The organism is Flavobacterium sp. ENC, assembly GCF_020991415.1.
Classification (GTDB): Bacteria; Bacteroidota; Bacteroidia; order Flavobacteriales; family Flavobacteriaceae; genus Flavobacterium.
In genome coordinates this window covers 195,602-221,046 of sequence record NZ_JAJMOY010000001.1, presented here as the reverse complement: position 1 = coordinate 221,046, position 25,445 = coordinate 195,602, and the positions used below count along the sequence as shown (strand labels likewise).

At 37.4% G+C, this 25,445-nt stretch carries 17 protein-coding genes and 1 riboswitch; of the genes, 13 read left to right on the top strand and 4 right to left on the bottom strand.

Translation table 11 applies throughout. From position 1 onward, the window contains the following. Window positions 1–46 precede the first annotated feature (46 nt). The gene (locus tag LPB89_RS00865) at window positions 47–2,596 is read left to right on the top strand and encodes a sodium-translocating pyrophosphatase (RefSeq protein WP_230699853.1); all 2,550 of its coding nucleotides are present in this window, start codon (window positions 47–49) and stop codon (window positions 2,594–2,596) included. A gap of 53 nt (window positions 2,597–2,649) precedes the next feature. On the opposite strand, the gene LPB89_RS00860 is transcribed toward LPB89_RS00865, so the two are convergent. The 3 genes from LPB89_RS00860 to LPB89_RS00850 all read right to left on the bottom strand — a co-directional run bounded on the left by LPB89_RS00860 (window position 2,650) and on the right by LPB89_RS00850 (window position 4,426). After that, entirely contained in the window at window positions 2,650–2,829 is a 180-nt protein-coding gene (locus LPB89_RS00860; RefSeq protein WP_230699852.1) for a hypothetical protein, read from the bottom strand. Between the two features lie 167 nt (window positions 2,830–2,996). Further along, window positions 2,997–3,611: a deoxynucleoside kinase gene (locus LPB89_RS00855; protein ID WP_154338948.1), complete on the bottom strand. Its 615-nt coding sequence runs from the start codon at window positions 3,609–3,611 to the stop codon at window positions 2,997–2,999. Next, the gene (locus LPB89_RS00850; protein ID WP_230699851.1) at window positions 3,611–4,426 is read right to left on the bottom strand and encodes a hypothetical protein; all 816 of its coding nucleotides are present in this window, start codon (window positions 4,424–4,426) and stop codon (window positions 3,611–3,613) included. The genes LPB89_RS00855 and LPB89_RS00850 overlap by 1 nt, the downstream gene beginning before the upstream one ends. 222 nt (window positions 4,427–4,648) lie before the next feature. Between LPB89_RS00850 and LPB89_RS00845 the strand changes: the two genes are divergently transcribed. The 4 genes from LPB89_RS00845 (at window position 4,649) to LPB89_RS00830 (ending at window position 12,228) form a co-directional block, all read left to right on the top strand. Beyond that, window positions 4,649–5,557, top strand: coding sequence for a GLPGLI family protein (locus tag LPB89_RS00845; RefSeq protein ID WP_230699850.1), 909 nt, complete (start codon window positions 4,649–4,651; stop codon window positions 5,555–5,557). A 40-nt stretch (window positions 5,558–5,597) separates the two neighbouring features. Continuing rightward, complete coding sequence (locus tag LPB89_RS00840) at window positions 5,598–8,285, top strand: carboxypeptidase-like regulatory domain-containing protein (protein ID WP_230699849.1); 2,688 nt, start codon at window positions 5,598–5,600, stop codon at window positions 8,283–8,285. 94 nt (window positions 8,286–8,379) lie between these two features. Further along, window positions 8,380–10,623: a CDC27 family protein gene (locus LPB89_RS00835; protein WP_230699848.1), complete on the top strand. Its 2,244-nt coding sequence runs from the start codon at window positions 8,380–8,382 to the stop codon at window positions 10,621–10,623. Between the two features lie 138 nt (window positions 10,624–10,761). Then, complete coding sequence (locus LPB89_RS00830; protein ID WP_230699847.1) at window positions 10,762–12,228, top strand: M28 family peptidase; 1,467 nt, start codon at window positions 10,762–10,764, stop codon at window positions 12,226–12,228. Window positions 12,229–12,375: 147 nt separating this feature from the next. Here the strand turns inward: LPB89_RS00830 and metK are convergent, their stop codons facing one another. Next, entirely contained in the window at window positions 12,376–13,626 is a 1,251-nt protein-coding gene (gene metK, locus LPB89_RS00825; protein WP_127337849.1) for a methionine adenosyltransferase, read from the bottom strand. A gap of 538 nt (window positions 13,627–14,164) precedes the next feature. Between metK and LPB89_RS00820 the strand changes: the two genes are divergently transcribed. The 8 genes from LPB89_RS00820 to LPB89_RS00785 all read left to right on the top strand — a co-directional run bounded on the left by LPB89_RS00820 (window position 14,165) and on the right by LPB89_RS00785 (window position 25,338). After that, entirely contained in the window at window positions 14,165–17,011 is a 2,847-nt protein-coding gene (locus tag LPB89_RS00820; RefSeq protein WP_230699846.1) for a TonB-dependent siderophore receptor, read from the top strand. A 384-nt stretch (window positions 17,012–17,395) separates the two neighbouring features. Beyond that, window positions 17,396–17,578, top strand: a complete 183-nt coding sequence (locus tag LPB89_RS00815; RefSeq protein ID WP_230699845.1) for a hypothetical protein — start codon at window positions 17,396–17,398, stop codon at window positions 17,576–17,578. Between the two features lie 53 nt (window positions 17,579–17,631). After that, window positions 17,632–18,933: an O-acetylhomoserine aminocarboxypropyltransferase/cysteine synthase family protein gene (locus LPB89_RS00810; RefSeq protein WP_230699844.1), complete on the top strand. Its 1,302-nt coding sequence runs from the start codon at window positions 17,632–17,634 to the stop codon at window positions 18,931–18,933. Between the two features lie 216 nt (window positions 18,934–19,149). Continuing rightward, window positions 19,150–20,238, top strand: coding sequence for an aspartate kinase (locus LPB89_RS00805; RefSeq protein ID WP_230699843.1), 1,089 nt, complete (start codon window positions 19,150–19,152; stop codon window positions 20,236–20,238). A 639-nt stretch (window positions 20,239–20,877) separates the two neighbouring features. Then, window positions 20,878–21,081: a hypothetical protein gene (locus tag LPB89_RS00800; RefSeq protein ID WP_230699842.1), complete on the top strand. Its 204-nt coding sequence runs from the start codon at window positions 20,878–20,880 to the stop codon at window positions 21,079–21,081. Window positions 21,082–21,268: 187 nt separating this feature from the next. Then, window positions 21,269–21,377, top strand: a riboswitch (SAM riboswitch). Between the two features lie 77 nt (window positions 21,378–21,454). Further along, on the top strand, window positions 21,455–22,438 hold the full coding sequence (locus tag LPB89_RS00795) for an alpha/beta fold hydrolase (protein WP_230699841.1): 984 nt from the start codon (window positions 21,455–21,457) through the stop codon (window positions 22,436–22,438). A gap of 1 nt (window position 22,439) precedes the next feature. Further along, complete coding sequence (gene thrA / locus LPB89_RS00790; protein ID WP_230699840.1) at window positions 22,440–24,854, top strand: bifunctional aspartate kinase/homoserine dehydrogenase I; 2,415 nt, start codon at window positions 22,440–22,442, stop codon at window positions 24,852–24,854. A gap of 52 nt (window positions 24,855–24,906) precedes the next feature. Beyond that, window positions 24,907–25,338 carry an OsmC family protein gene (locus LPB89_RS00785; protein ID WP_127337842.1) on the top strand — a complete coding sequence of 144 codons (432 nt, stop codon included), beginning with the start codon at window positions 24,907–24,909 and terminating at the stop codon, window positions 25,336–25,338. Window positions 25,339–25,445: the final 107 nt, after the last annotated feature.

Below are 25,445 nucleotides of genomic sequence, written 5' to 3'. Positions count from 1 at the left end.
CGTTTTGTTAGTTTGTTGACTATTAACCAAAAACCATTAATATATTATGAATGCATTTATGATTTATTTGCCAATCGTTATGGCAATTTTAGGATTACTTTTCATGGGAATAAAAAGGAGTTGGGTTTTAAAACAAGATGCCGGCGATGGCAAAATGAAAGAGATTTCAGATCACATTTACGAAGGTGCACTTGCCTTTTTAAAAGCAGAATACCGATTGCTGACTTTCTTCGTAATTGCGGCCAGTTTAGTTTTGGCGGGAATTTCATTTATTGTTCCCACCACACATATATTAATAGTAGTAGCGTTTATTTTTGGCGCTTTTTTTTCGGCTTTAGCAGGAAATATGGGAATGAAAATTGCCACGAAAACAAATGTCAGAACAACACAGGCAGCCCGTACCAGTTTACCGCAGGCTTTAAAAGTTTCTTTTGGTGGCGGTACCGTCATGGGACTTGGCGTTGCTGGTTTAGCAGTTTTAGGACTGACAGGTTTCTTTATTGTTTTCTTTCAGATATTCATGAATGGTGTCTGGACTTCGTCTGAAGATATGACAAAAGTTCTGGAAACATTGGCAGGATTTTCACTTGGCGCTGAATCTATCGCATTGTTTGCGAGAGTTGGCGGCGGAATTTATACGAAAGCGGCCGATGTAGGTGCGGATTTAGTAGGTAAAGTTGAGGCAGGAATTCCGGAAGATGATCCGCGTAACCCGGCAACAATCGCAGATAACGTAGGAGATAATGTAGGAGATGTAGCAGGTATGGGAGCCGATTTGTTTGGTTCGTATGTAGCAACAGTTTTAGCGGCTATGGTTTTAGGAAACTATGTCATCAAAGATATGGGCGGAAATATCCAGGATGCCTTTGGAGGAATTGGCCCAATTTTATTGCCAATGGCGATTGCCGGTTTCGGAATTTTATTTTCGATTATCGGAACAACATTGGTAAAAATATCAGATGACAATGCCAAAGAAGCACAAGTACAAAAAGCATTAAATATAGGAAACTGGGTTTCGATTGTCTTAACGGCAATTGCCTGTTTCTTTTTGGTCAGCTATATGTTACCCGAAGTAATGACCATGGAATTCTTCGGAGAAGGAGCACAGCAAATTTCTTCCATGCGTGTTTTCTATGCCACTTTAGTTGGTCTGGTAGTGGGTGGAGCCATTTCATCCGTTACGGAATATTATACAGGATTGGGTACAAAACCGGTAATGGCTATTGTTCAGAAATCCTCAACCGGAGCAGGTACCAATGTTATTGCAGGTTTGGCAACCGGAATGATTTCAACCTTTCCAACCGTATTGTTATTCGCAGCAGCCATCTGGATTTCGTATGCTTTAGCAGGTTTCTATGGCGTGGCATTGGCAGCTTCGGCCATGATGGCAACGACGGCCATGCAATTGGCAATTGATGCTTTCGGGCCAATTTCAGATAATGCCGGAGGAATCGCAGAAATGAGTGAATTGCCAAAAGAAGTTCGTACAAGAACCGATATTCTCGATTCAGTAGGAAATACAACAGCAGCAACCGGAAAAGGGTTTGCGATTGCTTCTGCCGCTTTAACTTCCTTAGCCTTATTTGCCGCCTATGTAACCTTTACGGGAATTGACGGAATCAATATCTTTAAAGCGCCTGTTTTAGCGATGTTATTTGTGGGTGGAATGATACCTGTAGTGTTCTCTGCTTTGGCTATGAATTCTGTTGGAAAAGCCGCTATGGACATGGTGTACGAAGTTCGTCGTCAGTTTAAGGAAATTCCCGGAATCATGGAAGGAACCGGAAAACCGGAATACGGAAAATGTGTTGAAATTTCAACAAAAGCAGCTTTACGCGAAATGATGCTGCCGGGAATTTTGACCATTGGTTTCCCAATTGCCATTGTGCTGTTAGGAAAATTGGTTTACGCAGACAACAATCAGTTAATTGCTGAAATGTTAGGTGGATATATGGCAGGTGTTACTGTTTCCGGTGTACTTTGGGCTGTTTTTCAAAACAATGCCGGAGGAGCCTGGGACAATGCTAAAAAATCTTTTGAAGCAGGAGTTCTCATCAACGGTGAAATGACCTACAAAGGTTCCGATGCGCATAAAGCAGCTGTAACGGGTGATACGGTTGGAGATCCGTTTAAAGATACTTCCGGTCCGTCAATGAATATTTTAATCAAATTAACTTGTCTGATTGGTTTGGTAATCGCACCTATTTTAGGGGAAGGCCATACTGCTTCGGCTATGGCTGGAAAAACTTCTTGTTGTGCCAAAACTGAAATGCATGCCGGAGGTGTTTTCAAATGTGGAGATTTGTCCGGAATGACCAAAGAAGAATGCATTAAAATGTGCAAAGAAAAAGGCTGTACCGCTGAAGAAACAGCAAAATGCCTGGCGCATTACGATGCAAACGGTAAATATGTACACCAAAAAACAGATTGTTTTGATACTACAAAATATGAAAAAAACCGTCTGGAAGTAAATCTCTCTACCGTAAATGGCGTTACTGTCGGAACCGTAACTAAAACGGAGAATGGTAAAACAACAACGGAGGTTTATGAAGGTACTGAAGCTGAAGTAAAAGCAAAAATTGAAGCAGCGAAATAAAATTGCTGCTAATTATCCATAAAAAAATGCCTCTAAGTTTTTAGAGGCATTTTTTATTGATTTTGATTGGGTTCCGGAATCGGATAATGAATTCCCTCATATTTTTCGATTAGAGCTATTAATTCTTCTAATTCCCTGAATTCATTAGTCTCAGGTTTGGCCTCGAAAAGAGCATTCACTCTTTCTAATGCCAGATCATAATCTTTTTCTGTTCTAATGGCGTTGATCTTCATTTTATCAATTTTTAAAATTAGGAAAACTATTTTGCCTGTGTAAAAATAGGAAATTAATTACATTTTAAAAACATTTGCCAAATTAAAATATGTTAGCAAATTTCTTAAAACAAAAATGCCTCTAATTATATTTAGAGGCATTCTTTATTTCGTATAAATCCGTGTTTCTAAAACAATCCGTTTAGTTCAGCATCAATTCGATTGATGATGTTTCCTAAATCTTCCGGATTATCCACGAAATTGATATTGTCTACGTCAATTATCAATAATTTTCCTTTGGTATACGTCTGAATCCAGGCTTCGTATCTTTCGTTCAGGCGGCTCAGATATTCGATTGAGATAGAATTTTCATACTCACGGCCACGTTTGTGAATCTGGCCTACGAGATTGGGAATAGAACTTCTTAAGTAAATTAATAAATCAGGGGCTTTTACCAAAGATTCCATTAATTCGAACAAGGAAGTGTAATTTTCGAAATCACGACTTGTCATTAATCCCATCGAATATAAGTTGGGCGCAAAAATATGGGCGTCTTCGTAAATAGTTCTGTCCTGAACAATTTTTTTCCCGCTTTCACGAATCTGCAGTACCTGACGGAAACGGCTATTGAGGAAATAAATCTGTAAATTAAAGGACCAGCGTTCCATCTGATGATAGAAATCATCCAGATAGGGATTGTCTACCACATCTTCATAATGAGGCTCCCACTTAAAATGCTTGGCTAATAATTTAGTTAAAGTTGTTTTTCCTGCCCCTATATTTCCTGCTATTGCTATGTGCATTACGGTGTTACGATTTTATAATTTGTGATTTCTTTAGCTGTAAAAATAGATAAAATTTGGTCTTTGTAGCAGAATTTATCAAAGGTTTTTTCTAAAATTTCTATTTCAGAAATTGTTTTCGAATTTGTATCAGAAATGTCTTTAAAAAACAAAAAACCACCCTTGCTGAAAATGTATTGATGCGTATTCATAATTTCTATTTTATCAAAATCGGGTATTTTTCCTAACGCGGTCGTTTTTCCAAAAATGTCGCACGAAAACCAATTGTTTTTCTTGTCGATCCAGTAAAAAGTATTAAAATCGGTTTGATAATATTTAATGGTTTCCGTCAGGGGAGTAGAGACCGTTTTATATTCATTTTTCAGATAATCAAAAAGTCCAATCTGCTGGTTTAAGGAATTATAAACCCAAAGCTGATTTTGTGTCGACATACCAATAAACGGAACTACGATCGGGATATTGTTTTGGGAAAAATTAATCTCCGTAATTTTATTCAATTGATTGTCGAGTAGGACAACGCTATTGAAATCTTCATAAAACAATACGATTTTAAGCGGGTTTTGCAAATCGACTTTCGTGATGTTTCCAAGTGAAACGCTTTTGTATTCAAAGGTTTCATTTCCTTTTACTTTTTGGAAAACATTGTTTTTGATGAGGTAGCAATATCCAAATGAGTCATATCCTGAAAATTCATCTGCATCTGTCTTAAAACGGGAAATAGCATCAGGTTTTGATTTTTGATTTTGTGCAAAAGTAACTGGTGAGCAACAGCCAATAAAAAGTATAAATAAAAAATGGCGCACTGTTCTGCTCATGATGTTTGGGTTTGTGAACAGCCAAATTACAAAAACTATCACAGAAACCGGTAAAGGAGACCGTATTTTGACTTTTAAACCTTTATCATTTCTAATAGTCTAATTAATAGTTCATTCTGTCGATAGCCTTAAGGTGTTTATATATTTAATTTTTACCTTTTTAAAATTAATGATACATTTGAAGGTAACTTTATCAAATTACCTAACTTTATAAAAAAACCAATGAAAAATATATACTATTGTTTGTTTTTGATGTTTGCTTTTACCCAACTGCACGCACAGAAGGATTTTCAGGGAATGGCTGTTTATGAGTCCAAAACCCAGGCTCCTAAAATTGAAGGAATGAGAGGAGGCAACCGGGATATTACACCCGAAATGCAGAAAAACATAGAAGAGCGAATGAAAAAAATGCTCGAGAAAACCTTTATCCTGAACTTTGACAAATCGGCTTCTGTTTATAAAGAGGAAGAGAAACTGGAAGCTCCGGGACAACAAGGCGGCGGAATGCGTGTCATGATGAACTCCTTCATGGGCGGCGGCGGAACTTTCTACAAAGATGTAAAGACAAAATCCTATACCGTTGATAAAGAATTTATGGGAAAAGAATTTCTCGTAATAGATTCTTTGCCAAAACTAAACTGGAAACTGGAACCCGAAACCAAACAAATTGGCGGGTATACCTGTTACAGAGCAACGGCTGTAAAAGAAGCCAGTAAAACAGATTTTAGAAATTTCAGACCTAAAAATAACGACGAAAAAAAACCTGAAGATAAAAAGGACGATCCGAAAAAGACCTCCGGAGAAACGAAAACCAATTTTGAGGATAATTTCGAAATGCCAAAAGAAATTATAGTAACAGCCTGGTATTCGCCGGAAATTCCGGTAAATCAGGGTCCTGAAAATTATTGGGGATTACCGGGTTTAATTCTGGAAGTAAACGACGGAAGAACCACTATTTTATGCTCTAAAATTGTTTTGAACGCTAAAGATAAAGTAACCATAAAAGCATCCACAAAAGGGAAAGTAGTTTCACAAAAGGAATACGATGAAACAGTAATGAAAAAAATGGAGGAATTCAGAGAGATGAACCGCGGACGCACCTCAGGACCTACAATCATGGGAGGAAGATAAAAAAGCTTTCCCGTAAATTACTTATTCTAATTCTATCTTCATGAACAAAATACTTTGTTTCTGCGCCTTTCTGTTTACCTGTATTTCATTTTCGCAAAGCGTCCGTTTTGATGGTTTTATTCAGGACGATCAGAAAAATCCGTTGGAAATGGCCAATATTATGGCTGTAAATTCTGCCACAAAAGCAATGGATTCGTATGGCATTACCAATGACAAAGGCAAGTTTCAGTTAACCCTGAAGCCTAACAGTTCTTATGTCATTAAGGTGAGTTACCTCGGAATGAAATCCAAGGAAATTACAATTGCGACGCAAACCGCAAATATGGTTCAGAATATTGTAATGGACGGATCCGGAATTGAACTAGATGATGTTGAAATTGTACGCGAAATGCCTGTTTCGATAAAAGGCGATACCATTGTGTATAATGCCGATTCGTTTAAATCCGGAACGGAAAAGAAACTCGAAGATATTCTTAAAAAACTGCCCGGTGTTGAGGTAAATGCCGACGGAGAAATAGAAGTTGAAGGAAAAAAAGTCTCGAAATTGATGGTGGAAGGCAAAGATTTTTTTGACGGGGATACCAAATTAGGCGTCAAAAATATTCCGGCGGATGCCATCGACAAAGTTCAGGTTTTGCGAAATTATAACGAAGTCGGCGCTTTGAAAGGGCTGGAAAATGATCAGGATAATGTGGCGATGAACATTAAGCTGAAAGAAGGGAAAAAGAACTTCTGGTTTGGAGACATGACAGCCGGAACCGGAGTCGGGGAACTGGACAGCCGGTATATTATAAATCCCAAGTTATTTTATTACAGTCCGAAATACAGCATTAACCTAATCAGCAATTTTAATAATATCGGCGAACTGCCACTGACGGCTCAGGATTATTTTAAGTTCAGCGGAGGGTTTAAGAATATGATGAAAAAAGGCGGCAGTAATTTTAATGTGTCATCAAACGATTTGGGGATTTCGATTTTAAGAAACAATCGCGCGAAGGAAATTGAAACCAAATTCGGTGCGACCAACTTTGCCTATTCGGTGACCAAAGAATGGAATATTAGCGGTTTCGGAATCCTTTCATCCTCAAAGACAGATTTGGAGACCAAATCACAAACCACTATTTTAGAATCCGGAGACCAGCAAAAAAGAGACGAGGTAACGCATCAGAAGAACGATTTGGGACTGTTTAAACTAAGCTCCAGCTACAAGCCAAACGAAAAATTTCAGTTTGATTATGATATCCTGACCAAATTATCGAAACAGGATGAAGATACTGATTTACTCCGTGAGTCGGTTGTAAATACTATTGCGGCAACAGAAACAATCTTTACCCATAAAAAACAGGATCCAACTTCCATCAATCAGAATTTGAGTTTGTATTATACGCAAAGCGATAAAAATATTTTTGCCTTTGAAATGCAGCATTTGTATCAGGAGGAGAACCCGTTTTATAATGCGAATCTGCAATCCAGACCATTTGTTTTGTCCGGTTACGACCTAAATCAGGCCAGAAATGACCTGAACCAGGATCGCTTTGTGAAAACCAACAAAATAGATGCTAAGCTGGATTATTACTATATGGTTACGCCAAAAAGTAATGTCAATATTACTTTGGGCAATACCTATTCGTATCAGGATTTTAACTCCCATATTTTTCAGATGTTAGATAACGGAGCTAAAAATGACCTGAATGATTCCAAAAATAACAATCAGGTAAATTATAATTTTAATGATTCGTTTTTAGGCTTTCATTATAAAATACTGGCAGGGAAATTCACTTTGACTCCCGGAATTAGTCTGCATTCGTACGGAATGAAAAATACCCAGCTGGAAACCGGTTATTCACAGAATTTCACAAAAGTACTGCCGGACTTTTTTGCCTTATACCAAATCAAAAAATCAGAATCGTTAACGTATAATTTTTCGCTTTCCAATGATTTTACCGATATTAACCAATTGGCTGCGGGTTATGTAATATCAGATTACAGCAGTTTGTTTCGCGGAGATCGTTCTTTGGAAAATGCGACTTCTCAGGTCCATTCGCTGCGCTATTTTAAATACAATATGTTCAATTTTGAGAATATTTTTGCAAACGCTACCTATACTAAAAAAGTAGATGCCATAAAAACAGAAGCAGATTTTACCGGAATCAACCAGTCTTCTGTGCCTTATAATTCTAACCTTGCCGATGAAACTTTTTCGGGGATGGGAAATTACGGGCGATCCTTTCTCAAAAACTATAAAGCTTCTGTAAACGCCACTTTAAATTGGTCTAAATTCAATAATATTCAAAATAATAAATCGGCCACAACGGAAAGTTTTAGTCAAAGTTATACCATAAAAGCTTCCACAAATTATAAGAACCTGCCGAACATCGAATTTGGTTATAATGCTCTGATCAATCAATACAGCGGTTCTACATTTTATACCGATAAGCCTTTTGCGCGATTGGATTATTACTTTTTAGAAAGTTTTGCATTTGTTTCAGAGTATGAATTTTATCATTACTACAATTCAGGCAAAACAGTGGACAATGAATATGATTTTTTAAGCGCCAGCTTAATTTACCAAAAAAAAGACAGCAAGTGGGAATATAAAATTGCCGCGACAAACCTTTTAAATACAAGGTATCTTAACGATGAAAACTTTTCCCAGTTTTCTACAAGAGTGTCACAATACACCGTTCAGCCACGCTACATCATCTTTTCGATGAAATATAACTTATAGTATTTTGATTACTAAAAATTAAATATTTGTTGGGTCATTTGTGATCAGAATAAAATATCTTTGTGTTTAGTATTAACAACCAAAAAAGCTAAGCATGCGCAATTTTATATGGAGTTTCTCCGCGTTTTTTTGTTTACTATCGGTTTCTTTTTCTCAGACAAAAAGTATTGAAAAAGGAACTTATATCTCAACAAACAAAGGACAAAAAATCAAATTAAATTTATTAGATGACGGTAAATACGAGCTCGTATTTTATTCCGGCGATTACAAGATCAAAGGCGATTCATTATTATTTTCTCAAAATAAAAAAACAGATAATACCTTCGATTTAACTTTTGCAAGTGATAAAAAAGCAAAAAAAATTAAAATTAAATTCTTAGATCCATCTTATAATGCATTTTATATAGGTACCCAAAAAGGATCTGAAGCAGTACAGTATCAAAAACTGTCAGATATAAAAACCAAGGAAGATCCCGATTGGAAAAATATAGACGTAGCATTCGAAATTGACCGCGCAGATTACCTGTATCTGGTTTTGGAAGGATATGAAACAGACTCTAAGCTTTATAAATATGCTTTGCCAAAAGATGTTTCAGAAATAACTATTAAATACGAGTTGGACGTTTTAGGGGATCTAAATATTTCAGGCGTATACGATCAGAAAACAAATAACCTCAAAATTTTTGGACCCGGAGGAAAAGACCCGATTCTTTTTTTAAGTGATAAAGAAACCCAGCCTGTAACGACTTCCAATGTGACTGCGATTGAAAAACAAACTATTTCAAACTGGACATATCCCGGGAAAGATGTTGCGGGGACTGACGATTACAGCGTAGCTGTCGACAGCACGGTAGTTACTGTTGATAGTGCTTATACTTCTCCTAAAATTAATTTTAAATTGAAGATTGAAAACACCTTAAAAGAGGCAATTGCAGCAACTAAAAAGGCAAATACAAAATTTCTGGTAGTGTATGCGGACAGTAAAAATGCAACTGCAAAAGCTGATTTTGATGCTTTTGTAAAAGAACAGGAAGTTCAGGTGGGTTACAATATGTATGATGTTTATGATCCACAATATGATATCTTTAATTATTATCTGGCGACTGCCGACGATAAAAAATGGCTGAAGGCCAACAAAATTAATGATAACCCAGGTGTCATTATTTTAAATGGGGACGGAGACGTTCTGACCACTGCGAAGTCAACGTTAAATGATCAAAAATCCAAATTCAATTACTATGATGATTTTTGTAAAAAAGTACAGCGTGTCAATGCTTTCAGTTCTTTTAATAAAATAGTAAAAAATAAAAAAACTACAGATGCAGAGCTAATTGCCACTTTTAACAGGGCGGCGGTACTCGAATTGCCTTACGATTATGAAGCGGATTATGATGTCGCTGTTGTTGCAGAAAACAATGCAGCAGATTTTAAACTGCCAAAAGTGGCCTTAGATAAAAAAGAGGTGATGCAGACCTGGAAAAAATTAATAGAAGCCCATCAAAAAGATACGAAACCCAATATGCTTTTGGTAGAAACCATTTTGAAAGAAATTAAAAACCAGGGCTTTTCTAAACAGTTTTTCAAAGAAGACCGTGTTTTGAATGATACGGATTTTCTTTCTATAGATTATTTAATCAAACATTACGACGCTATTGAAAAGGCAAAAACAGAAGCTGTTGATCCGGCTGTACCGGCTACGAATGTTACTAGCTTAAGCGCTGATATTTCATCTGCTTTGCAAATAAACAGCTATGTTTCGCAGGAAGGTGTTGAAGGAACGGCAAATAAAAATAAGATAATCTCAATCTATAAAAAATTAATTGCGATTGGAAAAGGCGGTTTTGAATGTTATAAAAATTATTTTGCCTATCTGAGTCAGGATACAGAGGAAAGTGCCGATAATACTGCCTTTCTCAAAGAATTCAGTACCTACTTTAATACCTATTTAGCTCCGGAGAAAGGAAATGTAATTGAGACCTTAGATCAATTGTTTGCGACAATCGACGCTAATTCCGAGTATTCTTATGATGGATGGAATTCATTTAAGGAATACCACTCTAATTTAGCCAATACAGCAGCATGGTCTGTGGTAGAGAAACCTGCAAATGCGGCTTTTATTAAATCAGCAATTGTATGGTCGGAATACAGCCTGGTGGTGACGAAAAACAATCCGTATTATTTAGATACGCTGGCACAGCTGTATTACAAAGACGGCCAAAAAGAGAAAGCAATCGAATTACAGAAAAAAGCATTGCAATATTCCGCTACTGTTTATGAACCGGATACATTAAATGATATGAAAGAAGTACTGGAAAAAATGCAAAACGGAACGTACTAAAAACAAAACTGATTAAAATTAGAAAGCCTTTGAAACTATATCAAAGGCTTTTTTTTAGTGCTTATATTTTGCAATTTCAGTATGCGGAGTTCTTTTTTGGCTTTAAATTAGTAAGTTTGAAAGAGTAAATGAAACCATATGAAAAACAAAATGATCTTAGGTTTGATAATTTGTGGAGGAATTGCTTTCTCCCAGACCATCAAAAAACCTTTAGTTACGGCAATTACTGAAAAAGACCTTAGGACCGATATGTACCAGATGGCCGGTGACCACTTTAACGGACGTGAAGCCGGAACACTAGATGAATTAAAAGTATCGATGTGGCTGGCCAATAAAGCGAAAGAAGCCGGAATGTCTCCTGTGGGTGACGACGGGACCTATTTTCAGTTTTTTGATATGTACAGGCATCAGGTGACGGCAAATACGAAATTTAAAATAGGACAAAAAGAATTTAAACTGTGGAAAGAAGTCCTGGTAGCAGAAACCACAAATACCAAAGTTGAGGCGCCATTAGTATATTTAGGAGCAGCAACAAAAGAAGACATTGAAAAAGCGGACCTTAAAGGAAAAGCCGTTATTCTGTTAGCTTCGAAAGAAGGAATTGCAGACGATATTTCGCTTTTTGACAGACGTTATCCGGGTCTTGTACGAACAAAATATTATGATGTATTGGTTAAAAAAGGAGCCGCAGCCGTCATTTTTGTAGCCGATGAATTAGCAGAACAAAGCTGGTCACAGGTAGAACCGCAAATGACAAGAGGTATTTACGGAATAGAAGGTTTTCGTGATAAAATTGGCACTACAATGCCTGTTTTCTGGGTACATGGCGATCAGCTGGAATACCTGAAAAGTACAAAAGACCTTTTGTCAGCAGAAGTAGTTTCGGAGACGTATAAATATCCTTCGGTAAATGTTGTAGGGAAAATAGAAGGGACAGATCCTAAACTGAAAAACGAATACGTTCTTTTTAGCGGACATCAGGATCATGACGGGATACGACAAAAATACGGTCAGGATTCGATTTACAATGGAGCCGACGATAACGCCAGTACCTGTGTGGCGATGCTGGCGATTGCAAGAGCGTATAAAAAACAACCCGGAAAAAGAACCGCCTTGTTTGTATTTCACGGTTCTGAAGAGCGTGGTTTGTTAGGATCCAGATGGTACGCCGCACATGCAACCGTTCCCGAGAAAGACATTGTTGCGGTATTAAACGGAGATATGATTGGAAGAAACAACGTCAATCAGGCGGCTTTATTAGGATCCAGTTCGCCTCACGAAAACTCCTCAGACTTAGTGGCTATTGCTAAAAGAGCCAACGATGAAGGTCCAAAATTTGATCTGGATAAACTCTGGGACAGGCCGGAGCATCCGGAATATTTTTACTTCCGTTCCGACCATTTGCCCTATGCGCGCAGGGGAATTCCGTCTGTGTTCTTTACCAGTGTGCTGCACAGCCAGTACCACACCCCAATGGATGAATCGGAGAATATCGATTACGTAAAACTGCATAAAATGACCGAGTGGATGTACCGCACAGGCTGGATTTTATCGAACGATGTCGCTCGTCCTAAAACATTACCGAACGTGAAACTGGAAAGATAAAGTCGCTTTCAATTCATAAAATAAAAGCCCGATTTCTAAAAATTAGAAATCAGGCTTTTTATGTTTAAGAGTAAAGATTTTCAAAAAATCTAACAATCTAAAAATCTAAGACAGTCTAAGAATCTAAGACAGTCTAAGAATCTAAATTTACAATCCAAATTCAGCTTTTACTTTATCTACGAAATCAAGTTTTTCCCAGGTAAATAACTCAACAGTAACGGTTTTTACATGTCCTCCCGGAGCAGAAAAAGTTTTCGTTACCACTTCCGGCGTACGTCCCATGTGTCCGTAAGCAGCCGTTTCGCTGTAAATAGGGTTTCTTAATTTCAAACGTTGTTCGATGAAGTAAGGACGCATATCAAAGATCGCTTCTACTTTTTTAGCGATTTCGCCGTTTGTTAAGTTCACTTTAGAAGTTCCGTAAGTATCGATAAAGATACCCATTGGTTCAGCTACTCCAATTGCGTAAGAAACCTGTACTAAGATTTCGTCAGCAACACCTGCAGCCACTAAGTTTTTAGCGATATGACGGGTAGCGTAGGCCGCACTTCTGTCTACTTTACTCGGGTCTTTTCCGGAGAAAGCCCCACCACCGTGAGCACCTTTTCCACCGTAAGTATCCACGATAATTTTTCTTCCTGTTAAACCAGTATCTCCGTGAGGTCCTCCGATAACGAATTTTCCTGTTGGGTTAATGTGATATTGAATTTTATCATTGAATAAATGAGCGTGAGCCGGGTTTTTAGCAATGATTCTAGGAATCAAAATCTCGATAATGTCTTTTTTGATTTTAGCCAGCATAGTAGCTTCTTCCTCAAAATCATCGTGTTGAGTCGAAATTACGATCGCATCAATACGTGTTGGCTTATTGTCATCACTATATTCTAAAGTAACCTGCGATTTTGCATCAGGACGCAAATACGTGATTTCTTTGTTTTCGCGTCTTAAGATCGCTAATTCCTGTAATAGTTTATGAGATAAATCAAGTGCCAGTGGCATGTAGTTTTCGGTTTCGTTAGTGGCGTAACCAAACATCATTCCCTGATCTCCTGCACCTTGTTCTTCTGGTTTGGCTCTGTCAACACCCTGATTAATATCGGCAGACTGTTCGTGAATAGCCGAAAGAATTCCACAAGAATTCGCTTCAAACATATATTCACTTTTAGTGTAACCGATTTTACGGATTACCTCACGAGCAATTTGCTGAACATCCAGATAGGTATTTGATTTTACTTCACCGGCCAAAATTACCTGACCCGTTGTAACTAAAGTTTCACATGCTACTTTTGAGTTAGCATCAAATGCCAGAAAGTTGTCGATTAATGCATCCGAAATTTGATCTGCAACTTTGTCTGGATGCCCTTCACTAACAGATTCTGACGTAAATAAATAAGCCATAATAATTTATTAAATTAAAATTAAGCGAGGTAAAAAAATTGCTAAAAAAGGCTAAAGGAGAATGTCTGCTTTAGCATTTTTTACTACCGAAACAAAAACGTTTCAGTATTCATAACGAACCATTTCATTATGAAGAGGTTGCAATCAGTTCAAATTTTTCCTCTGTATTCGCGTGCAAAGGTATAAAACCATTTTGATTTGCAAATTAAACTGATGGTTTTTTTATTTTAATACAGATAAATTTAACATAACATACTACTTTGATAGGGTAATAGAAATATTTTTAAGTTTTCTTTGGCGGTTTCAAAAAAAGTTCTCAAATTTGCCGGAAGAAAATGTAAGAAAAAATGAAATCAATCTCTAAGAATATGTCTTGTATGATGCCGGAAACTTCCGCAGAGAGACTATTGTAGATTATTTTTTAAACTATAAACAAAGAACCTCTGCCAGCTGCAGAGGTTTTTTTTTGCCCGAAAGTGTAAGAAAGAAATAAGTAAAACTAATTATAAACCTGAATAATAATATCCAATTAAATAAGATGAAAAATAAATTAATAGTGCTTTTTGGCTTAGCTGCATTCTCCGGATTGTATGCGCAAGACAATAAAACAGAAAAGGACAGTTTACAAAACAACGAATTGTCTGAAGTGACCATCGTAGGTTCCAGAAGTAAAAACAGGGTAAAAACAGATGTGCCCGTTCCTGTTGATGTATTTAATATTTCAGAAATAACCAAAGGCGCTCCGCAAACAAGCGTAACGCAAATCTTAAATTATGTAGCACCGTCTTTTACCAGTAATCCAACCTCTACCGCAGACGGGACAGACCACGTTGATCCGGCACAACTAAGAGGGTTGGGACCCGATCAGGTTTTAATTCTGGTCAACGGAAAAAGAAGACACACCAGTGCTCTGGTAAATATAAACGGATCTCCGGGAAGGGGTTCTGTGGGTACCGATTTAAACGCGATTCCGTCTTATGCGATTGAACGAATTGAAGTTTTAAGAGACGGAGCTGCCGCGCAATATGGTTCTGATGCTATTGCCGGAGTCATTAATATTGTACTGAAAAAGAATGCCAAATATGTTTCAGGCGATATCCAGTATGGAGCGAATTTATCCTCCGGTTCGAATAATTTTGAAGGCGGAAGTGACGGGCAATCGCTGCAGGTAGATTTAAACTACGGAACCTCTTTGGGCAAAGCAGGAAGTTACCTGAATTTTACGGGAAGCGCTGTTACCAGGCAGGCCACAAGCCGAGCCGGTATCAGGAATAATGCTATTTTTAATGCCTACAATGCGGTAGAAAACAGGGCGGCTCAAAATGGAGTGCAGGTGAATTCTTTGTTCACCAACATTAACACAACACCCAATTCGGCTCAGATTATAAGCACTCTGCAGCAGTACGCCCCTCAGGTGAGTTATTTTACGCCGGCACAGCAGACCGCTATTGCTTCCGCATCTACAATTGCCCAGATTCAGACGGCATTAAATTTTGATGTGACCAATAACGAACTGAACTATAGAGGCCAGCAAAGAAGCGACTATAATATGAGCGTTGGCCAGTCAGAACTGGCTGCGGGACAATTGTATTATAATGCGAAATATCCTTTAACAGCGCTTACATCACTGTATTCTTTTGGGGGCGTTTCATACAGAAACGGAAAATCGTATGCTTTCAACAGGCTTCCAAACGGTTCCGGAACTTTCACGCAAGTGTATTCTAACGGATTTTTACCGGAAATAGAATCAGACATTCTGGATGCTTCCGCGGCAGTAGGAGTGACCACGCAGTTGTTCGGATTTGATACCGATATCAGTTCAAATCTTGGAACGAACTCTTTTAAATATGGAGTCAACAACACGATCAATGCCACTTTGGGAACCGCATCACCCACTAGTTTTGATGCCGGTAAAGTTTCATTTTTACAGAGTACCACCAACCTGGATTTCACAAAGAAATTAGATGTTTTAGAAGGTCTGAACGTTGCCTTTGGCGGGGAATTCAGATATGAAAATTACCAGATCAAAGCAGGAGAACAAGCCTCTTACGGATTATATGATGTAAACGGGAATTTCGTTCCCGGTACACTGCCAACAACCTCACCATTAATTGTGACGGATTTCTTCGGTAACAAGCGTGGAGCGGGAGCGCAGGGATTTTCAGGTTTTCAGCCTGCAGATGCTAAAGAAAAAGACAGAAAAAGCGTTGCGGCTTATGTCGATTTAGAACTTAACCCGACAGAAAACTGGCTTTTAAACGGAGCAGCACGCTTTGAGAACTATTCAGATTTTGGAAATACAGTGATTTTTAAACTGGCTTCTCTTTTAAAATTAAATGACTTCATCAATTGGAGAGTTTCCGGACAAACCGGATTCAGGGCGCCATCGTTGCAGCAAAAATATTTCGAAGCCAGTTCTACTCAGTTTATTAACGGATCGCCTTATCAGGTAGGTTATTTTACAAACGACTCCGATGCGGCAAAAAGTATTGGCGTAGAAAATTTGAAACCGGAGAAATCTAAAAGTATAAGTACAGGTTTTACATTCAAAATTCCCGATGCCAATATTACGATTGCTACAGATGCCTATTTTACAAGAATCGATGACAGGATTGTTTTAACGGGGCAATATTCAAGACCGACAGATGCGCAAATTGGCGGGGCAACATCTCCGGAACAGGCAGAAGCCTTGACCTTATTCCAGGAAGCCTTTGATTTGAAAGGGGTGGAAAGAGCCTCTTTCTGGACCAACGGAATCAACTCGGAGACAAAAGGAGTAGATGTGGTCATTTCCCAGAAATATGATGTGATCCGGGATTTCACCATCAGAAATGATTTTGCCATCAGTTATAATGAAACGAAAAGAGTAGGCGATTTAAATGTGCCGCAGTCTATTCTTGATGCCGGCGGAGAACCTTTTAAATATTCCTTTTTTCCGGAATCCAGCAGGGTTTATTTAGAAGAAGCCATTCCGAAACTGAAAGCTAATTTAACAACGACTTTCAATATCAAAAAACTGGATATTTATTTAAGAAACAGTTATTTCGGAAAAGTGACCGATCCCGGAGCAACAGATGTAAACTTAGACGGATTCTCTTCCGTGTACGAGCATCCGGAATACAGCGCCAAAATTGTAACCGATTTATCTTTTGGATATCAGATCAGTGAAAAATTCAGGGTAACGCTTGGGGTTAATAATATAGGAGATGTTTATCCGGATCGAAATAATCCGTCTACTCCGGCCTTTACAAACACAACGCCGACATTGTCACCCGCTCCAAGCGCAGATTTAACGAATGCCAATCAGTTTGCGTATTCGAGAGCGGTTTCCCAATTCGGATTAAACGGAAGATTTGGTTTTGCACGTCTGAGTTTTAAATTTTAAGCAAAAAAAATCTCTTTCCCGTCAAAATAGTGCAAAGCCTTATTTGAAAGGGGTTTACAAAGGATTTCAAAAGAATTTTCAATGCTGAATTCTTTTTTAAATGTTAAATTATACATTTCTGTTTGGTGGTTAGGAAATAGTTATTATATTTACTCTATCAAATTAGTAGAATTAAAGAATGACTGATTATAAATTAATACAATTTCTAAAATGAAAACAATTGCAGATAAAATGATGATATGTTGTATGATGCGTAAATGCGCCCCGATCTGCTGTTGCCAAAAGTGAAAGATAAATCTTTGTTATAGTTAAAACTATAAACCCTTTTGGTCAGCCAGCTAAAAGGGTTTTTTTATTTCAACATTTAAAAAAAAATATATACTCATGAAAACAACCAATAGAAATTCAGCAACAATACAGTGGTTATCGGATACCGATTCACAAAACATCAATTCAGTAAAAAATACACAAACAGTAAAAACGCCACGCCGTGAAGAGTCTTCTTTAAGAAACCAGAAGTCAGTACTGTTTCAAATTTATGAACTGGGAGGAAAATCTTCGAATTAAAATAAACCAATCACAAGTCAACATACGATTTAACAATATAAAAATACGAAATCATGAGCACACAAAAATTTGCAACAAACGCACTGCACGCAGGACACGATGTTACTAAAAATGGCGGAACCAGAGCAGTGCCTATCTATCAGACCTCCTCTTATGTATTTAATAATTCAGATCATGCCGCCAATTTATTTGGTCTTGCCGAAGCCGGATTTATCTACACCCGCTTAAACAATCCGACAAATGATATTTTAGAGCAACGACTGGCAGCGCTTGAGGGCGGAATTGCAGCGGTTGTTACTGCTTCCGGAGCCTCAGCAATTGCAACCACTTTTCTCACTTTGCTAAAAGCAGGCGATCATATTGTAGCATCAAATAGTTTGTATGGAGGAACCTATAATTTATTAAAAGTGACTCTGCCGAGACTAGGAATCACAACAACATTTGTTGATCCGTCCGATGCCAAAAACTTCACCAAAGCGGCAAAAGAAAATACCAGGGCCTTCTTTGTAGAATCCTTAGGGAATCCAAAATTGGATGTACTGGATCTGAAAGCGATATCAGCAGAAGCCAAAGCTTTCAAAGTACCTTTTATTGTAGACAATACCGTGGCCACTCCTTATTTGCTGAAACCAATCGAATACGGGGCAAACATCGTTATTCATTCTTTGACTAAATATATTTCAGGAAACGGAACCTCATTAGGAGGTGTCATTATTGATGCCGGAACTTTTGACTGGTCTAACGGAAAATTCCCTGAATTTACAGAACCTTCAGCAGGATATCACGGGCTGGTGTACCACGAAGCGTTAGGAAATGCGGCTTTTATTGCAAAAGCACGAATAGAAGGGCTGCGTGATTTTGGTTCGGCTTTGAGTCCGTTTAATGCCTTCCAGATCATTCAGGGATTAGAAACATTGCCCATCCGCATTAAGAAACACAGCGAAAATGCCCTGGCTTTGGCCGAATGGTTAGAGAAACAGGACGAAGTGGTCTGGGTTAACTATCCGGGACTGAAATCCAACAAATATTTTGATCTGGCCCAGGAATATCTTCCCGAAGGACAAAGCGGAATTATCACTTTCGGATTAAAAGGGGGTTTTGATGCTGCTAAAAAAGTAGTGGACGAAACTAAAATTTTCTCTCTTTTGGCCAATATCGGTGATACCAAATCACTCATTATTCATCCGGCAAGCACTACACATCAGCAATTGACAGATGCGGAACAATTAGAGACGGGAGTTTCTAAAGATTTGGTTCGTCTTTCTGTCGGAATCGAGGACATCGAGGATTTAATTGCCGATCTGCAGACTGTTTTTGCAAGCGTTACGCAATCGCAATACAGTATTAAAAATTAGGTTTTTTTGTTTTTTGTTTGAAAAATTGCCTTTAGCAATGTGAGTTTTGCTAGAGGTGATTTTTTATAAAAAACGTTCATCATAAAGGTTTGAAAAATAAAATTTTAAACCCTGTAAGTATGATAAGTTCATTTAAAACTGGGCTTGCTTTACTTAACTGAACTTATCATACGTATTGGTTTACTTAACCTAAAATGGTTTTTAAAAATTAAAATTATGTCAAAGCTTAGAATAAATATCATCCTTTTCGGAATCGGTAATATCGGAAGCACTTTAATCAATCAGATTATCGAAAGTCAGGAGTTTTTTCTTCAGAACAAAAACATTGATTTTCATTTTCCGATTATCACGAATTCAACCGTGGCTTTTTTTGAGAAAGAAGGCGTGGGATATGCCTGGGAAACCAATTTTGTTCAACTGGCAGTGCCTTTTAGGGTAGAGGACATTGTTGAATTTGCCAAAGAAAATGAATTTGAAAATCTAATTGCGGTAGATGCCACGGCGAGCGATCAGCTGATCAGTCATTACAATACCTTAATTCAGAACGGTTTTAATATTGTTGCGGTAAATAAAAAAGCCAATACCTTACCCATTGGACTTTATAAAGAAATAAGGGAGAATCTTAAAAAGTACGATAAAGAGTTTTTATACGAAACTTCGGTTGATACAGGGTTTCCGATTTTACAGACATTGAGGGATTTGTATTATTCGGGAGAAAAAATCACTAAAATAAGAGGTGTTTTTTCAGATAATCTCAGTTATGTTTTCAATCGTTTTTCCTCAGATGAAACTACTTTTTCTGCTGTTTTGAAAGATGCCAGTCTTCTGGGCTTCATGCGTTCTACCTTCAGGGAGGATTTATCGGGAAATGATACGGCGCGAAAATTACTGATTCTGACAAGGGAAATTGGGAAAGATTTCGAGCTTTCGGACATAAAAATCACTTCATTACTAAAAGAAGAGCATCTGGAGAAAAACGGGACACTTAATAAGGATGCCATTGACAGGTCCTTCAAGATCGCCAAAATCACCCAGGCCGATAACCACGTGCTTCGATATGTAGGTGAATTTGATGTTCAGAAAAACACACTGGAAGTAAAGTTAGTTTCAGAACCGGCAACATCGGCAATTGGACAATTGAAAGGATCGGATACGATTTTTGAAATTTTTACACAGTCGTATGCAGATGTCCCGATTGTAATCAAAAGTGCTTCAGCTTGTAAGCAGGCCATCTCCCGCGGAATTATCACGGATATTTTAAAAGTAGCCGAGAAAATTAAAAATAAAGAAGCGGTTTGGTTGTAAAATGCTCATAATGAGTAAATAATTTAAAAATGTTCTTTGATAAACTGATTTGAGAGGATAAATTAGAAAGAGAAAAGTATTTAATTGTAGGTTTTAACTTATTTATAGTGAAAATTGTTATTTGTAGGATGATTTTTAACGTTAAAAGAATGTTTTTTAACGATTTTTGTAATTAAATTCTTCATTATTATTTGTGTATTTAAAATAATATTTGCATATTTGTTAAACCCAAAAGCTACTAAATCAAATGGATTTAAATTTAAATGTCTACAAAATGTTTTGTGCCATTTCGGTTAAAACCGTTGGGATGCTTATTGCTTAAAATTGTAAAAACAATAAAAATATAGCAAAGCCTCCCAAAATTTTTGAGAGGCTTTTTAAATTTATACAAATGCAGAAATTTTTTAAAATAACAAATAATTCACAGATGAACAAGTCCCTACAGATGAACAAGATGTTTAACGTCGCACGTATTTGTGCATGCGTCTGTTGATACTAAAAGAATATATAAGTTGTAAAAAACTTAAACCCTTTTGGTATTTCGATCCAAAAGGGTTTTTTTATTCCTTTTGGTCGGGTAACAATTAAATAAACAAATAATAAAGATAAAATACGATAACTTACTTAAACTTAAATATCATGAGCACATTTAACTTCCTTACAAAGAAATTTTCTGCATTGAAAAGCCTTAGAGCAAAAAGAAACAATCCGCCGCCGCCATTAAATGAATTGGCTCATCCAAGCTTTGGAATCACGGAAACAGATAAAAACGCAGAAAAAAAAGCACCAAATTCATTATTGTTTTTGATGTATTCTAAAGAAAATGAGACACTTTTCATTTAAATCGGAAAGTACCATCAGATAGGGGGAATCCCGCTTAATTTTACTGGGCGTACTGTTCGGTGATTTTTTGCGTACAGTAGTTTTGAATTGAATTATATTCAGGAAATTGAAGAATCAATTCAGATAAATTTGCTTGTTTAAGAAAATAGTAGTTAATTTGCACCGTTAAGTTCAGAAACGTATTGAAATGTTATAAAGAAAGGACGAGGGATTAGACCCGATGAATCCTTAGCAACCCTTCGTTAATTCGAAGAAGGTGCTGCATTCTACCACGCCCAAACGTGGAAAGATAACAACAAGAATTTGTCTGGTTCCGTCCGGGCTTTCTTTCTAATATTTCCTCATACAAATCAATAATACAACAGATTTGAAATTGGAAAATATACCAAACCCTATAAACATTCAGAATTTCACCACAGAAAATGGTGCGGTTTACCCTTCGTTACCCTTAAGTTTTACCATTGCCGGCCAGCCATTATATAGCGCACCCGTGGTTCTGGTTAATCATGCCCTGACAGGAAATGCTGAGGTTACCGGTGAAAACGGATGGTGGAATGACTTAATCGGACCGGATAAAACGATAGATACCACTATTTATACCGTGCTGGCCTTTAATGTTCCGGGTAACGGAACGGATTCTTTTATCATTGAAAACTATCAGGATTTTACCACCAGGGATATTGCCCGGATTTTTATACAAGGACTTGAACTTCTACAAACCGAACAGGTTCATACCATCATCGGTGGTTCTGTCGGAGGCGGAATTGCGTGGGAAATGCTGGCACTGCAACCTGACATTACACAAAATTTAATACCGATTGCAACAGACTGGAAATCTACAGACTGGATGATTGCAAACTGTTATTTACAGGAACAAATCCTGAATAATTCTTCACGTCCCATAGAAGACGCCCGAATTCATGCGATGTTGTGTTACAGATCCCCGGAATCATTCAAAGAAAAATTCCAGCGTACGGTCAATAATAACCTTGCGATTTTTAACATAGAAAGCTGGCTGGCACATCACGGGGAAAAATTACAAAAGAGGTATCAATTATCATCATACAAACTGATGAATCAATTGCTTAAAACCATAGATATTACCAGAAACACTGCCGATTTCGAAACATTGCTGTCCAAAACAACTGCTGCCATTCATATTATAGGAATCAATTCAGACTTGTTTTTTACACCAAAGGAAAACCGCGAAACGTATCAGGAATTAAAAAAAATCAAAGACAATGTATATTACAGCGAAATAGATTCCGTACACGGACATGACGCTTTTTTAATCGAGTACAAACAACTAGACCATTTACTTGCCGATATTTTTAAGGCAGAAACAATAAAAAGATAAAATGAAAGTATTAAAATTTGGAGGCAGATCGTTATCAAACGGAGAAGGACTTAACAAAGTTGTTTCGATTATTACAGAAAAAATAAATCAGGGCGAGAAAATTGCCGTTGTCGTTTCTGCCCGCGGAAATGCTACTGATGAATTGGAAGATATTTTAAAAATTGCCTCTAAAAACGGAAATTACAAACCCTTATTGGAAAGTTTTAAAACCTATCAGATTTCAGATTATCCACAGGTTGATTTATCGGAAGAATTTAATATTCTGGACAAACTTTTTGAAGGAGTCAGCTTAATTGGAGATTACAGTAACAAAATCAAAGATCAGATTTTATCCAAAGGCGAATTGCTATCGGCTAAATTACTGACCGCCATTTTACTTGAAAAAGGGATTCCTGCCAATTTCGTAGACACCCGGGAATTGCTGAAAACCGATTCAAAATTTGGTGATGCACAGCCTTTAGAACAGCTTTCCAAAAAAAATGTTGTCAATTATTTTAAAGAGCATAATGGAGAAACTGTAAACATTGTTACTGGTTTCATTGGTTCCAATAACAACAACGACACTACTACTTTAGGCAGAAACGGAAGTAATTATACCGCTTCGCTAATTGCCAATTATTTAAATGCAGAAGAGCTTCAGAACTTCACGCACGTTGACGGAATTTACACAGCAAACCCTGATTTGGTGGCCGATGCAAAAAAAATCGAATATTTGTCTTTTAATGAAGCCAATGAGCTGGCCAATTTCGGAGCCACCATTCTGCATGCAAAAACGATAATTCCGTTACTGGAGAAAAATATTCCGTTGCGAATTTTAAATACGTTCAATCACGAAAACAGAGGGACATTAATTACTTCTGATGCGACGAAAGAAGGAATTAAAACACTTTCTGTACTTGAAAATGTTTCGCTGGTAAATCTGGAAGGCCGCGGGTTATTAGGAAAAGCAGGTGTTGATGCCCGTATTTTTAAAGTAATGGGGGATCATAATATCAGTGTAAGTATCATTTCGCAGGGTTCTTCCGAAAGAGGAATCGGGCTGGTGGTGGCCACTGACAAAGCGACCACTGCTATGGTAGAATTAGAAAAAGAGTTCGAAAATGACTTTTATTCCAAAGATGTAAATCAGATTACGGTAACAGACCATGTTTCGGTGATTTCGATTATCGGACAGGATCTGAGTACGTTTCATAAACCCTACACCGCATTAATTAAAAATAAAATTGTTCCGATACTCTTCAACAACACCGTTACCGGTAAAAACGTGAGTTTGGTGGTTAAGAAATCAGAACTGAACAGAGCGCTAAGTGTAATTCACGGAGAAATCTTCGGAGTTTCCAAAAAGATAAACATTGCGATTTTTGGTCATGGATTAGTGGGGGGAACTTTAATCAATCAGATATTAGAATCCACTACAGCTATTGAAAAACGTAAAGGAATTAAACTGAATGTTTTTGCTATTGCGAATTCCAAAAAAGTAATTTTAAACAAAAAAGGCGTAACTTCAGATTGGAAAAATGAAATTCAGAATAACGGAATTGCCTATACGATAGACGATGTGATCGCCTACGCGAACGAGCACCACCTTGAAAACTTAATTGCAATTGATAATACGGCAAGTGCCACTTTTGTAGAAAATTATATTTCACTGATTGAAAGCAGTTTCGACCTGATTTCATCCAATAAAGTAGCCAATACTTTAAGTTATGGTTTTTATAAGGAACTGAGAAAATCATTGGCGGAGAACCAGAAGAATTACCTGTACGAAACCAATGTTGGTGCGGGATTGCCTTTAATTGATACGATAAAACTATTACATCTTTCCGGTGAAAACATCACCAAAATAAAAGGCGTTTTCTCCGGAACCCTGAGTTACTTGTTCAATAATTTCTCTGCAAAAGATGCTCCTTTTAGCCAGATTTTACAGGAAGCAATTGATAATGGCTATACAGAACCTGACCCGCGCGAAGATTTAGGCGGAAATGACGTGGGAAGAAAATTATTGATTCTGGCCAGGGAACTGGATCTGCAAAATGAGTTTGAAGAAATTTCAATTCAAAACCTGATTCCGGAACATTTAAGAGACGGAAATGTTTCTGATTTCCTGACTAAATTAAAAGAATTTGATCCGGTTTATGAAAAGATAAAAGCCGATCAAAAACCAAATCACGTATTGCGATACATAGGCGAATTGTCCGGTGATTTGCAAAACGACAAAGGAATTCTGGAAGTCAAATTAGTTTCTGTTCCTTCAGACACTGCTTTAGGCGGACTGAAAGGTTCTGATTCTTTCTTTGAAATTTACACAGAATCTTACGGAGACCGACCAATCGTAATTCAGGGAGCCGGTGCAGGTTCAGCGGTTACGGCGAGAGGTGTTTTCGGGGATATTTTGAGATTGTCAGATAAAGAATAGCAATTTTAGATTTTCGAATTCAAAAACAAACAACACAACAAAAAACAAAAAAATGAAAGTAACCTTAAACAGAGTAAATGACGCATTTCATTTTAAACTCAAAAATGAACGCGGTCATGTAGTCGATGTGGACAGCAGAGCCGAATTTGGAGGAAGCGATTTAGGCGCAAGTCCAATGGAGCTTGTTTTAATGGGCGTTGCAGGATGCAGTGCTATCGATATGATTTCGATTTTAAAAAAACAACGTCAGGAAATTACCTCTTTTAATGCTGAGGTAGAAGGACTTCGCGTTCAGATTGACGAAGCAAAACCTTTTAAGGAAATCAATGTGGTTTTCTATTTAGAAGGAGATATCAATCCGGAAAAGGCACATCGTGCTGCACAGCTTTCTTTCGAGAAATATTGTTCAGTAGCCAAAACGGTTGAACCGACAGCTACAATAAAATACAAGGTTGTGCTGAACAATATCGAATTAGAGAATTAGTCAATTAGAGAATTAGTTAATTAGATAATTCTTTGGGTGATTCCTAAATAATAAAAATTTGCATCAAATTCCTTAGTGAATCTTTTGTGAAATTTAAAAAAGTGATG

Coding starts and splice junctions, on each gene's coding strand:
- LPB89_RS00820 (WP_230699846.1), top strand. CDS start 14,165: ATGAAAAATAAATTAATAGTGCTTTTTGGCTTAGCTGCATTCTCCGGA.
- LPB89_RS00800 (WP_230699842.1), top strand. CDS start 20,878: ATGAGCACATTTAACTTCCTTACAAAGAAATTTTCTGCATTGAAAAGC.
- metK (WP_127337849.1), bottom strand. CDS start 13,626: ATGGCTTATTTATTTACGTCAGAATCTGTTAGTGAAGGGCATCCAGAC.
- LPB89_RS00835 (WP_230699848.1), top strand. CDS start 8,380: ATGCGCAATTTTATATGGAGTTTCTCCGCGTTTTTTTGTTTACTATCG.
- LPB89_RS00845 (WP_230699850.1), top strand. CDS start 4,649: ATGAAAAATATATACTATTGTTTGTTTTTGATGTTTGCTTTTACCCAA.
- LPB89_RS00850 (WP_230699851.1), bottom strand. CDS start 4,426: ATGAGCAGAACAGTGCGCCATTTTTTATTTATACTTTTTATTGGCTGT.
- LPB89_RS00840 (WP_230699849.1), top strand. CDS start 5,598: ATGAACAAAATACTTTGTTTCTGCGCCTTTCTGTTTACCTGTATTTCA.
- LPB89_RS00815 (WP_230699845.1), top strand. CDS start 17,396: ATGAAAACAACCAATAGAAATTCAGCAACAATACAGTGGTTATCGGAT.
- LPB89_RS00810 (WP_230699844.1), top strand. CDS start 17,632: ATGAGCACACAAAAATTTGCAACAAACGCACTGCACGCAGGACACGAT.
- thrA (WP_230699840.1), top strand. CDS start 22,440: ATGAAAGTATTAAAATTTGGAGGCAGATCGTTATCAAACGGAGAAGGA.
- LPB89_RS00865 (WP_230699853.1), top strand. CDS start 47: ATGAATGCATTTATGATTTATTTGCCAATCGTTATGGCAATTTTAGGA.
- LPB89_RS00805 (WP_230699843.1), top strand. CDS start 19,150: ATGTCAAAGCTTAGAATAAATATCATCCTTTTCGGAATCGGTAATATC.
- LPB89_RS00855 (WP_154338948.1), bottom strand. CDS start 3,611: ATGCACATAGCAATAGCAGGAAATATAGGGGCAGGAAAAACAACTTTA.
- LPB89_RS00785 (WP_127337842.1), top strand. CDS start 24,907: ATGAAAGTAACCTTAAACAGAGTAAATGACGCATTTCATTTTAAACTC.
- LPB89_RS00860 (WP_230699852.1), bottom strand. CDS start 2,829: ATGAAGATCAACGCCATTAGAACAGAAAAAGATTATGATCTGGCATTA.
- LPB89_RS00830 (WP_230699847.1), top strand. CDS start 10,762: ATGAAAAACAAAATGATCTTAGGTTTGATAATTTGTGGAGGAATTGCT.